At 69.7% G+C, this 11,447-nt stretch carries 9 protein-coding genes, 1 rRNA gene and 1 pseudogene; all 11 read right to left on the bottom strand.

The genetic code is table 11. The features are described from left to right. Window positions 1-820: 820 nt before the first annotated feature. Window positions 821-2,266, bottom strand: a pseudogene (locus CCN42_RS17315) (DNA polymerase IV); the annotation flags it as partial. A gap of 139 nt (window positions 2,267-2,405) precedes the next feature. Then, window positions 2,406-3,050: a MerR family transcriptional regulator gene (locus CCN42_RS17320; RefSeq protein ID WP_086171755.1), complete on the bottom strand. Its 645-nt coding sequence runs from the start codon at window positions 3,048-3,050 to the stop codon at window positions 2,406-2,408. A 254-nt stretch (window positions 3,051-3,304) separates the two neighbouring features. After that, window positions 3,305-3,778: a bifunctional nuclease family protein gene (locus CCN42_RS17325; RefSeq protein ID WP_028797289.1), complete on the bottom strand. Its 474-nt coding sequence runs from the start codon at window positions 3,776-3,778 to the stop codon at window positions 3,305-3,307. Window positions 3,779-3,940: 162 nt separating this feature from the next. Next, window positions 3,941-4,678 carry a transcriptional regulator FtsR gene (gene ftsR, locus CCN42_RS17330; RefSeq protein WP_086736782.1) on the bottom strand — a complete coding sequence of 246 codons (738 nt, stop codon included), beginning with the start codon at window positions 4,676-4,678 and terminating at the stop codon, window positions 3,941-3,943. 42 nt (window positions 4,679-4,720) lie between these two features. Next, window positions 4,721-5,683: a zinc-ribbon and FHA domain-containing protein gene (locus CCN42_RS17335; RefSeq protein ID WP_086736783.1), complete on the bottom strand. Its 963-nt coding sequence runs from the start codon at window positions 5,681-5,683 to the stop codon at window positions 4,721-4,723. A 61-nt stretch (window positions 5,684-5,744) separates the two neighbouring features. Then, window positions 5,745-6,578: a DUF881 domain-containing protein gene (locus CCN42_RS17340; protein WP_086736785.1), complete on the bottom strand. Its 834-nt coding sequence runs from the start codon at window positions 6,576-6,578 to the stop codon at window positions 5,745-5,747. 5 nt (window positions 6,579-6,583) lie between these two features. Continuing rightward, entirely contained in the window at window positions 6,584-6,916 is a 333-nt protein-coding gene (locus CCN42_RS17345; RefSeq protein ID WP_003988855.1) for a small basic family protein, read from the bottom strand. Beyond that, window positions 6,913-7,842 (bottom strand): DUF881 domain-containing protein, encoded by a 930-nt coding sequence (locus CCN42_RS17350; protein ID WP_086736787.1) that lies wholly within the window; start codon window positions 7,840-7,842, stop codon window positions 6,913-6,915. Before CCN42_RS17350 ends, CCN42_RS17345 begins: the two co-directional genes overlap by 4 nt. A gap of 98 nt (window positions 7,843-7,940) precedes the next feature. Further along, window positions 7,941-10,436, bottom strand: coding sequence for a mannose-1-phosphate guanyltransferase (locus tag CCN42_RS17355; RefSeq protein ID WP_086736789.1), 2,496 nt, complete (start codon window positions 10,434-10,436; stop codon window positions 7,941-7,943). A gap of 115 nt (window positions 10,437-10,551) precedes the next feature. Beyond that, a complete protein-coding gene (clsA, locus tag CCN42_RS17360; protein ID WP_086171750.1) occupies window positions 10,552-11,160 on the bottom strand; it encodes a cardiolipin synthase ClsA in 609 nt (202 codons plus the stop codon). A 112-nt stretch (window positions 11,161-11,272) separates the two neighbouring features. Beyond that, a 5S ribosomal RNA gene (rrf, locus tag CCN42_RS17365) occupies window positions 11,273-11,389 on the bottom strand. Window positions 11,390-11,447 lie beyond the last annotated feature (58 nt).

The raw sequence follows: 11,447 nt of genomic DNA on the forward strand, positions 1-11,447 counted from the left end.
GTCGCGGGCCTGACCGACGCATCCCGACGGCCGGGCCGAACTCCCTAGGTCGTGTCCGCAAAGTCCCGTCGTCCGCCCGAAGGGCGGGCCCCGCGGCGTCTGGTGCGTGCTCTCGGCGCGCCGGGCGGAGTCCCTCGTACTGGATGTACTTGGGGCTTCGCCCGGCGCGGCGAGAGTGCGTGCCAGGCGTCGCGGGGCAGACGGGACTTTGCGGACACGACCTAGGGCGCCACGGCGTGCGGGAGCGCCACGGCATACGGGATTGCCAGGGCTCGCCGATCCGCCAGGCCCGCCGGGCGGTGGGGCCAACGGCTTCGTCAGGCCCGTCGGCCGGTGCCACCGCGGTCTCTGCCCCACCTGCACCTCAACCTCACCAAGACCTACGGGGCTGCTACGGCCTACTGGGTTGCCAGGGCCGCCCGGACCACCCGGACTCGGGCCTCCACCGGACCTTCGGCGCTGTCACGGCCTACAGGTACCCCAGACCACCCCGCCTTCGAGGACCGCCCGGACCACCGCTGCCTCAACGCCCGCCCGGATCTTCGAGACCACCAGGACCCACAGGGCTGCTGCCGGGACCGCCGGGAACGCCCGCACTGCCGGAACCGCCGGGGCCGTCGAACCCGCCCAGGCCGCGCGCGCCGCCCGGCCCTCCGAGACCACCGAGCCTCACGGGGCCGACAGAGCCTCCGGACATGCCCGGACCGTCGGCGCCGCCAGGACCGTCGGCGCCGCCCGGACCGCCGGCGCCGCCCACCTTCTTGAGACCACCCGGCTCGCCGGGCACGCCGGGACTGCCACGGCTCCCGGACCTCCCCGGACCTCCACCACCGGAACCATCCCGACCGCCAAGGCCCCCGAAATCACCGAGATCAGCCGGACCACGGTGATCACGGGAATCGCTCGGTCCCCCCGACCCCCCGCGTTCCCCAGGTCTTCGCCGCACCAACGGCAGCGGCTCCGCCGGCTCCAGCGCCGGATCGTCGGTCCGGAACGTCCGCACCCGGCCCGGCTCGGAATCCGGCGTCTCGAACCGCACGGTCACCCGGCCCAGCCCGCTGCCCTGCACCCAGCCGTGCCCGTACTCGGCGTGCACCACGTCATGCCCCGCCGACCAGTGCCGCTCGGCCGGCTCGGTCTCCGCCGGTGCCCGTTCCTCGGCCCGGGCCTCGAGGGGCCCGTCCTCCCGTTCTCCCGCCGCCTGCGCGAACAGGTCTTCCTGCGTGTAGTCCGCGAGGCCGGTGACGCCGACCCCGAGCAGCCGGACCCCGCCCGTGGTGTCCACCGACTCCAGCAGCCGCGCCGCGGCCTCCCGCACCACCGCCGGGTCGTCCGTGGGCCCGCGCAGCGTCTCGGAGCGGGTCAGCGTCGAGAAGTCGTACCGGCGCACCTTCAGCACGATGGTCCGCCCCGACAGCCCTGCGCCCCGCAGCCGCCGCACGCACCGGTCCGCCAGCCGCTGCACCTCCAGGCCGACCCGGGTCCGGTCGTGGATGTCCACGTCGTAGGTGTCCTCCACGGACACCGACTTCGCCTCCCGCTCGGCCACCACAGGCCGCTCGTCCCGGGCCAGCGCCATGGCGTAGAGCGAGTGCCCGTGTGCCTTGCCGAGCAGGCGCACCAGCTCGTCCTCCCCCGCCTCGGCGAGTTCGCCGACCGTGGTGATCCCGGCCCGCCGCAGATGGTCCCCCGTCGCCGGGCCCACGCCGGGCAGCGTCCGCACCGGCATCGGCCCGAGCAGCGCCCGCTCCGTCCCCGGCTCGATCAGCACCAGCCCGTCCGGCTTGGCCTGCTCGGACGCGATCTTCGCGAGCATCTTGGACGCCGCCAGCCCCACCGAACCGGTCAGTCCGGTCACCGCGCGGATGTCCGCGCGCAGCTGCCTTCCCGCGAGCCGCGCCGACTCCTCGTCCCAGGCCGTGCCCCCGGCCTCGAGGTCCACGAACGCCTCGTCGAGGCTCAACGGCTCCACCAGCGGCGACAGCGATCCGAGCAGTTCCATCACCTGCTCGCTGATCGACCGGTACAGGCCGAAGCGCGGCACCAGATACGCGGCGTTCGGCGCCAGCCGCCGCGCCTGTGCCATGGGCATCGCCGAGTGCACCCCGAAGACCCGGGCCTCGTACGAGGCGGTGGCGACCACTCCCCTGGGTCCGAGCCCGCCCACGATGACGGCCTTTCCCCGCAGGCTCGGCTTCGACGCCTGCTCCACCGAGGCGAAGAAGGCATCCATGTCGAGATGCAGGATCGTGGGCACGGTTCTCACATCTCCGATGCTGCACCACACCACTGACAATGCGGCCGCACGCCTCGGAAAGCGCTTGGGGATCGTGTGATCCGCTGCCCGTCACCATGGACCGCCGGGTCATTCCCGGCTCGCCGCCTGCGACCGCCCCTCCGACCCCTCAGACCGCGCGGTTGCGCCGCCGTGCCAGCTCATCGGCCGGGTTCTGCCCGACCAGCGTCTCCCCCGTGTCGATGCGCTCCCCGTGCAGCTGGGACAGCGCGTTCTCGACGTCCCGCCACACCACGCCCACCGCGATCCCGAAGATGCCCTGACCGCCCTGGAGCAGCGCGTGGACCTCGTCGGGCGAGGTGCACTCGTACACCGTCGCACCGTCACTCATCAGCGTCATACGCTCGAGATCACGGAAACCGCGTTCCCGGAGATGCTGAACCGCGGTGCGGATGTTCTGCAGGGACACCCCGGTGTCGAGGAACCGCTTGACGATCTTCAGGACGACGACGTCCCGGAAGCTGTAGAGCCGCTGGGTCCCGGACCCGTACGCGGGTCGCACGCTCGGCTCGACCAGGCCCGTGCGCGCCCAGTAGTCCAGTTGCCGATAGGTGATGCCGGCGGCCGCGCAGGCCGTCGGGCCGCGATAACCGACCTCCTCGGTCGCCTGGGACTCCGCCCCCTCGCCGTCGGGCACCGCCGTAGGCCGCTGCGGAGTGCGATCGGCCGCCCTGCCGTGAAGCGGATACGGACCGCGCTCCCCGAGACCGCGTCCGGGGACACCCCCAGCCGTACCGTCGCCGCTGCTTCTCACGCCGACCTCCGTCCTTGACCTGCCTTCTCGACGGTAGGCAGTCACCAGGGGTGCGTCAACGATCGCCACACTCGGCACGCCGAGTGATAATCACCCTAAGAGTGGTTTCCCGTACCCCACCGCGGGGAAAGGCTAGCCGAATGCTCTCGGCGGGAGCCGCAGGACGCTCACACACGCCGTCGGCCGTGCCGACGGCGTGCGGTCACGGGGCGCGCGGTCCGGCAGGCCCAAGAGCCACCGGACCGCGCCCCGCCTCACTGGCTGCTGGTGCCGAAGTCCTCGGGCGAGATCTGGTCGAGGAACTCGCGGAACTTCTCCACCTCGTCCTCCTGCTCGTCCGGAATCGCGATACCGGCGTCGTCCAGCACCCCGTCACTGCCGAAGATCGGCGTGCCGGTGCGCAGGGCCAGCGCTATGGCATCGGAAGGACGGGCGCTCACCTCGACTCCGCTGGCAAAGACCAGCTCCGCGTAGAAGACGCCTTCACGCAGGTCCGTGATGCGCACTTCGGTGAGCTCCTGGCCGACGGCCTCCAGCACGTCCTTGAACAGGTCGTGGGTCAGCGGCCGCGCGGGGGCCATGCCCTGCTGGGCGAAAGCGATCGCCGTCGCCTCCCCCGGCCCGATCCAGATGGGGAGGTAACGGTCGCCTCCCACTTCACGCAGGAGCACGATCGGCTGGTTGGAGGGCATTTCCACCCGGACACCTACGACATCGAGCTCGTTCACACAGCAACCCTAGGCCGTGCTCGGGATGTTTGGGTAGTCGGGCCGGTATCAGGCGCCCGATCCGGCCGCCCGCGCCCCGTCGGACAGCCCCCGGCGCCCCCTGCCCGTGCCACCCTCGGGGCGGCGACCCGCAGCTCGGAGCGCGGGGTGGCACCCGGTTGCTCAGGGCAGCCGAACCCCGAGCGCGGTCCGCACCAGCGCCGCGTGCAGCTTCACGGTGAGCCCCGCCAGTTCCTTGGTCCGCGCCTCGGCGAGTGCCCGGGTCTGCGGGTTGCGGTGGCGCTTGAGCGGAGCCACCACCTGGTCCACCAGCCCGGCCTCCCGGTCGGCGGCGGCCTTCATCAGCCGCAGGTGGCGCGGCTCGATCCCGAACCGCCCCAGCTCCGCCACCAGGGTCGCCACGGTGACGGTCTCCGCGTCGTACACCCCGTCCGCCAGGGCCGAGATGAGGCCGTACGCCTCCCACTCGGCCAGCTGGCGCTCGTCGATCCCGGCGGCGTCGAGCAGCTGAGCCCGCCCGATCCGGGCCGCAGTGGGCCCTTCGGCCTGTTCCGGCACGGTCTCGCCGTCACGCTGCCTGCCGAGCGTGGGGAGTCGTACCTCCTCACCGCGCTCCACCGCGTCGAGGTGCTCGCGGATCACCTTGAGCGGCAGATAGTGGTCCCGCTGCATTCTCAGGACGAGGCCGAGACGCTCGACGTCACCGGCGCTGAACTTGCGGTACCCCGACGGGGTCCGCTGCGGTTCGATCAGTCCCTCGGACTCCAGGAAACGGATCTTGGAGATCGTGACCTCGGGGAACTCCTCGCGCAGCACGTTCAGCACCGTGCCGATGCTCATCAGCCCACTGTCCGCGGCGGCGGTACCGTGGCCGGCACCGCCGCTCGGTGTTTGAAGCATGGACCTTCCCTGGGGTTCCCCCGGGCTGCGCCTGGGGGAGGGTCAGATGCCCTGCCGGCTGGCGTGGAACACCAGTCGGTACTTGCCGATCTGCACCTCGTCACCGTTCGACAGAGCAACCTGGTCGATCCGCTCCCGGTTGACGTACGTGCCGTTCAGGCTGCCCACGTCGGCCACCGTGAACGAGCCGTCCGGGCTGCGCCGGAACTCCACATGCCGCCTGGAGACGGTGACGTCGTCCAGGAAGATGTCGCTCTGCGGATGACGGCCGGCCGTGGTCAGGTCGCTGTCCAGCAGGAACCGGCTTCCCGAGTTCGGCCCGCGGCGCACCACCAGCAGCGCGGAGCCGAGAGGCAGCGCGTCGACGGCGGCCTGCGCCTCCGGGGAGAGCGTCGGCATCGGCGTCTGACCGGTGGCCTCGGCGTCGTAGGCCTCCAGACCGCTGATGGAGATCGTGGAGGTCGTCTCCGACGGACGCTCCGGCGTCGCGCCCGCCCGCAGCGGCGCGCCGCAGTTCGAACAGAAGCGGCTGCTCTCCGCGTTGCGGTTACCGCACCTCGTACACACCAGGACCGACATGGACGGATCCTCCTGCCGCGGCTGCCCCGCCGGGGCATTGGACGCGTACGGGCCGGGGGAAAACCCTCCACCCGTACTTGAGGTTGACGGTTGCCCGAAACCTATGCCGCCGGACTGGGCAGGGTCAACAGACGACGCGCCCTGACCTCCCGGAATGTCACCGCCCGGACCAGCCACCTGGTCCCTGAAGAGCGGGCGCTGGCCCTCCGCGTCAGGCTGTGCGCGATGGCGAGCGGTCGCGTTGCTGTCGCGGCCCTCTCGTGCGCTCTTGCCGAACAACTTCGCAAACAACTTCACGGGCGATTCCCCTTGACCGAAACAGACCCGCCCGTGGGGCAGGACGAACCCTGATTGCACACACTGGTCGAGCCGGACATCCTCACAACGTCCGTGTCCACCAGACAGTTTCCACCACGCACCACCCAATCGGTGCGTCGACCCCCCGCAACCTCATGCCCCCGCCGGAAGTCCGCCATGCACCGGCGGTTCACCGGGAGGACGACCGAGCGTAGTCAGGTCGCTTCGCGGCCCGCAAGGCGTCCACGACGATCTTGTCGGACCGCTCGACGGTCACGGTGGCCTGCTCCTTCTCAAGCGTCTGCACCACGCCTCCAGGGATGTTCAGTGCCGGTTCGAGGTCCTGCGGCTTGCCGATGACCTTGAAACGATAGGGCGCGTTGATCTTGTTCCCGTCGACGCTCACGCTTTCGCCGGAATCCGTGAGGTAGGTGCCGGCGACCACCCGGACGCCGTTCACCTGGATCGCCTCCGCGCCCGCGGCGCGCAGTTCCTGGATGGCGTCGAGCAGCATGTCCGCCTCGACCGTCCCCTTCGTGTCCTCGATGGTCATGGTGATGCCAGGGCCCTCCGCGGCCACCGTGCCCGCCAGGACGCCGAGTTGCCTTTCCTTCTCGATCGTCTGCCGACGGGCCTCCTCGGCCTGGTTCGAGCTGTTCTCCAGCTCGTCCCGCTGTTTCTCGAGCCCCTGCTTCTCGTCTTCAAGACGCTGCGTGCGGTCGTCGAGTTCATCGAGGATGCGGACCAGATCCTCCTGACGCGCGCCGCGCAGGGCGTCGTCGCCGTCGCTGTTCGACGCGACCTGCACGGCCAGCCCGAAGCCCAGCCCGAACAGCAGTACCGCCACGATGAGTTGGGCCCGGGTGACGCGCGGCGGCCACAGTCCCTTCACCAGCCTCTGCCGGCCGGTCAGCACCGGCTCGGCCGTGCTCTCCGGCTCGCCGGCCTGCGGCACAGCCGCCGGCACTTCCTCGGGCAGCTCCCTGCGCAGCCGGTTCCCGCCTGTTTCGTCCAGATTGCTCATCGGCCTCACGCCCGGAACACGTGCCGGCGGATCGCCGCGGCGTTGGAGAAGATCCGGATGCCGAGCACGACCACGACACCGGTGGACAGCTGGGCGCCCACGCCCAACTTGTCGCCCAGGAACACGATCAGCGCGGCGACGACCACGTTCGACAGGAACGAGACCACGAAGACCTTGTCGTCGAAGATGCCGTCGAGCATGGCCCGCAGACCACCGAAGACGGCGTCGAGTGCCGCCACCACGGCGATCGGCAGATAAGGCTCGACGACCGCCGGAACCTCGGGCCGGACCAACAGGCCGGCCACGACTCCCACGACGAGGCCCAGTACGGCGATCACGATGTGCCTTTCTCAGTTCTCGGCTGTGCTGACTCGGTGCTCGGCCGCGCGGTGCGCACGATCACGCTCGGCGCGGCCGGAAGCCGCAGATCGTCCTCCGCGGAGATGGCGGTCCGGATGCCGAAGTTCTCTTGGAGGGCATGCAGATACAGCCCGTCGGCGCTGTTCTGGAACCGGGTGCTCAGGTTGTTGCCGTCCCCCACCGCGAGCACCGTGTACGGCGGTACCAGCGGCCGGTTGTCGACCAGTATGGCGTCGCCCGCGGCCCTGATCGCCGACAGCGCGGTCAGCCGCTGCCCGTTGATCGAGACGGCTTCCGCGCCCGACTCCCACAGGCCGTTGACCACTCGCTGCATGTCCCGGTCACGCACCCGACCGGTGTCGGAGAAGCTGGAGGTCCCGCGTGGGTCGGCGTCACCGCCGGCACCGGAGTCCTCGGCGTCGTCGACGACGAGCTTCACCCCCGGCCCGTGCACCTCTGTGGCGCCCGACAGGATGCCCATCAGCTCCATGCGGTCGCTGCCACCGCTCTGCCTGAGCGCGGCCCGCCGGCGCGCGTCGACCTCGGTCCGCAGCTCGTCGACGTCGCTCTCCAGCTCGTCCGCGGCCTCGGTCTCCCGGTCGATGCGGTCGATCAGCTCCTCGCGCTCCTTCGCCAGAGCGGGAGCGGCCACGCGTGCCTGCGCCGCGCCGACGGTGACCACGAGGGCCGCCAGGACCAGACCGGCGGCAAGCCCCAGCCTGGCCCGGAGGGTCCTGGGCATCCCCCTGTCCCCCGCGGCTCTCTTCCGCGCCGCCGCCTCGGCGTAGCCGTCGTCGAGGCTGTGGTCCATGACATTGGTGAGCAGCGACATGGACGCGTCCGGACGCGCATACGGGCGCGTGGACGTGCTTCGAACGGGGGGCTCCTGCGGCATGCCGCACATCGTCGCACGTCGCGCCCGGTACCTCCGAATGGCCCCACCGGCGTGCCGGACAGGCCCCTTGCGGGACGCTTGTCCGGCACGCGCGCGTACGGGGCGTTCTACCGGCCGGCGCTGTCCACGACCGCCGACCACTCGTCGAGCAGGGCCTGCGCGGACGCGTCGTCCGGCCCCTCGGCCCACAGGTGGGTGACCGCCTCCGCCGGGTCGGGCAGCACCATCACCCAGCGCCCGTCGGCCTCCACCACGCGCACGCCGTCCGTGGTGTCCACGAAGCGGTCTCCGGCCGCCTCGACGACCCGCCGCATGACCAGACCCTTGACGGCCCACGGAGTCGCGAGGTCCCGCTTGAGGACGTGCGCCCGCGGAATCCGCGCGTCGATCTGGCTCAGGGTGAGCTGGGTCCGGGCGACGAGCCCGATCAGCCGGACGAAGGCCGCCGTGCCGTCGAAGACACTGCTGAACTCCGGAACGATGAAGCCGCCCTTGCCGTCACCGCCGAAGATCGTCGACTCCTCGGCCCCGACCCGGGTCAGGTCGTCCGGCGAGGTGGTGGTCCACTCCACCTGCGTCCCGTGGTACGCCGCCACCTGCTCCGCGATCCGCGTGGTGGTGACCGGCAGAGCCACCCGCCCGCTGCGCCGCTCGGCGGCCACCAGGTCGAGCATCACGAGCAGCGCCCGGTCGTCCTCGACGATCCGCCCCTTCTCGTCGACCAGCGAGAGCCGCTCGCCTACGGGGTCGAACCGCACACCGAACGCCGCTCGCGCGGACGCGACGATCTCGCCGAGCCGCACCAGCCCCTTGCGCCGCGACTCCGCGGACTCGGTCGGCCTGGACTCGTCCAGGCCCGGGTTGATGGTCAGGGAGTCCACCCCGAGCTTGCCGAGCAGGCTCGGCAGCACCAGGCCCGCGCTGCCGTTCGACGCGTCGACGACGACCTTCAGCCCGGACTCGGCGATCCCGGTCGTGTCGACGTTCCGCAGCAGCGACCCGGTGTAGGAGTCGAACACGCTCGCCGGGAAGTGCAGGTCTCCGATCTCGCCCGGGAACGCCCGCCGGTACTCCTGTCGCGCGAAGACCCGGTCGAGCTTGCGCTGACTGGCCTGCGACAGGTCCGCGCCCTGGCTGTCGAAGAACATGATGTCCACGGAGTCCGGCACCCCGGGCGTCGTCCGGATCATGATCCCGCCGGCACTGCCCCGCGCGGTCTGCTGCCGCGCCACCGGCAGCGGTACGTTCTCCAGATCCCGGACCTCGATCGCGCTGGCCTGGAGCGCGGAGATCACCGCCCGCTTCAGCGCACGGGCACCCCGGGAGTGGTCGCGGGCCGTGGTGACCGTCGCGCCCTTCTTCAGCGTGGTGGCATACGCGCCGGCCAGTCGCACCGCGAGTTCGGGCGTGATCTCGACGTTCAGGATGCCGGAGACGCCACGGGCGCCGAAGAGGTGCGCTTGTCCCCTGGACTCCCAGATGACCGAGGTGTTGACGAAGGCACCGGCCTCGATCGTCTTGAACGGATAGACCCGCACATTGCCCTGGACGATCGATTCTTCACCGACCAGGCACTCGTCCCCGATGACCGCACCGTCCTCGATGCGTGCGGCTCGCATGATGTCGGTGTTCTTGCCGACGACGCATCCGCGGAGATTGCTGTGCGGTCCGACGTACACGTTGTCGTGCACCACGGCCTTGTGCAGGAAGGCACCGCTCTTGACGACGACGTTGGACCCGACGACGGTGTGTTCGCGGATTTCGGCACCGGCCTCCACCTTGGCGTAGTCGCCGATGTAGAGCGGGCCCCGCAGAACGGCGTCGGGATGCACCTCGGCGCCCTCGGCCACCCATACACCGGGGGAGATCTCGAAGCCGTCGATGTCGACGTCGACCTTGCCCTCCAGGACGTCGGCCTGCGCCTTCACGTAGCTCTCGTGGGTGCCGACGTCCTCCCAGTAGCCTTCGGCGACGTAGCCGTAGATCGGCTTGCCTTCCTTCATCAGCTGCGGGAAGACGTCCCCGGACCAGTCGACGGGCACATCGGCCTCGACGTAGTCGAAGACCTCCGGCTCCATCACATAGATGCCGGTGTTCACCGTGTCCGAGAAAACCTGGCCCCAGGTCGGCTTCTCCAGGAAGCGCTCGACCTTGCCTTCCTCATCGACGATGGTGATGCCGAATTCCAGGGGATTCGGCACCCGCGTCAGGCAGACCGTGACCAGCGCACCCTTTTCCTTGTGGAAGTTGATCAGGTCCGTGAGGTCGAAGTCGGTCAGAGCGTCACCGGAGATGACGAGGAAGGTGTCGTCCTTCAACGCCTCTTCGGCGTTCTTGACGCTTCCCGCGGTACCGAGAGGCTTCTCCTCGTTGGCATAGGTGAGCTCCATTCCGAGCTCTTCGCCGTCACCGAAGTAGTTCTTGACCAGCGAGGCCAGGAACTGCACGGTGACGACGGTCTCGTTGAGACCATGCCTTTTGAGCAGCCGCAGAACGTGCTCCATGATCGGCCGGTTGGCCACCGGCAGGAGCGGCTTGGGCATGCTCGAGGTCATAGGGCGAAGGCGCGTGCCTTCGCCGCCGGCCATCACGACGGCCTTCATGTCGGAAGCGTCCTCCTACAAGAGACGACGGTCTAGCCGACTTCACCCGTCCGAATTGTCCCGCACTTTTCCCGTGCGGGCCATCGCGCCGTTGCGACCGCACCAATCGGCGAGCTCAATCGGCCACAGCGTCCGCACGAACGAGACGGCGGACTTGGACCACGTAGAGGACTCCTGCCCACCAATAGAGGGTTGTACCCCATCCGGCGAACGCCCATCCGAAAATAGCAGCGAGTGACGAGAGCCAGCCAGTACCGTCACTGAGCAGCAGCAACGGGAAGGCGTACATGAGGTTGAAGGTCGCAGCCTTCCCAAGGAAGTTCACCTGCGGCGGCGGATAGCCGTGCCGCCGGAGGATGCCGACCATCACCAGCAGAACCAGCTCACGCGCCAGCAGTGCGGCGGTCAACCAGAGCGGCAGGATCTCCCGCCAGGTGAGGCCGACGAGGGTCGAGAGAATGTACAGCCGGTCGGCCGCGGGGTCGAGAAGCCGGCCGAGGCTGCTGATCTGGTTCCAGCGCCTCGCCAGCTTGCCATCCAGATAGTCGCTGACGCCGCTCAGAGCGAGCACCAGCAGCGCCCAGCCGTCACTCTTGGGGCCGCCGAACTCCGGCCTGAGGATCAGCCACAGGAAGAGGGGCACGCCGACGAGACGCGCCATGCTGAGGATGTTCGGGATGGTGAGGACCCGGTCTGTCTGAACGCGGGTCTCCTGGACCTCCACCCGGGGGCCTCCTGTGGGAAAACGTACCAACGATGCCCCCTGACCTTACCTCAACGCAAAAAAGCTCTGGCTCTTGGGCTTTTGCAGCCCAAGAGCCAGAGCTCTAAAAGGAGTTCGGCGGTGTCCTACTCTCCCACAGGGTCCCCCCTGCAGTACCATCGGCGCTGTAAGGCTTAGCTTCCGGGTTCGGAATGTAACCGGGCGTTTCCCTCACGCTATGACCACCGAAACACTATGAAACAATCAACCGCACCATGTGTGGCACATGGGGTTGTTCGTGGTTTCAG

It is taken from the genome of Streptomyces glaucescens (assembly GCF_002154375.1).
GTDB classification, from domain to species: domain Bacteria; phylum Actinomycetota; class Actinomycetes; order Streptomycetales; family Streptomycetaceae; genus Streptomyces; species Streptomyces glaucescens.

What these genes read in the sequence shown, in the direction of transcription:
- ftsR (WP_086736782.1), bottom strand. Translation starts at nt 4,678, where the DNA reads ATGCTTCAAACACCGAGCGGCGGTGCCGGCCACGGTACCGCCGCCGCG.
- CCN42_RS17340 (WP_086736785.1), bottom strand. Translation starts at nt 6,578, where the DNA reads ATGAGCAATCTGGACGAAACAGGCGGGAACCGGCTGCGCAGGGAGCTG.
- CCN42_RS17350 (WP_086736787.1), bottom strand. Translation starts at nt 7,842, where the DNA reads ATGTGCGGCATGCCGCAGGAGCCCCCCGTTCGAAGCACGTCCACGCGC.
- CCN42_RS17355 (WP_086736789.1), bottom strand. Translation starts at nt 10,436, where the DNA reads ATGAAGGCCGTCGTGATGGCCGGCGGCGAAGGCACGCGCCTTCGCCCT.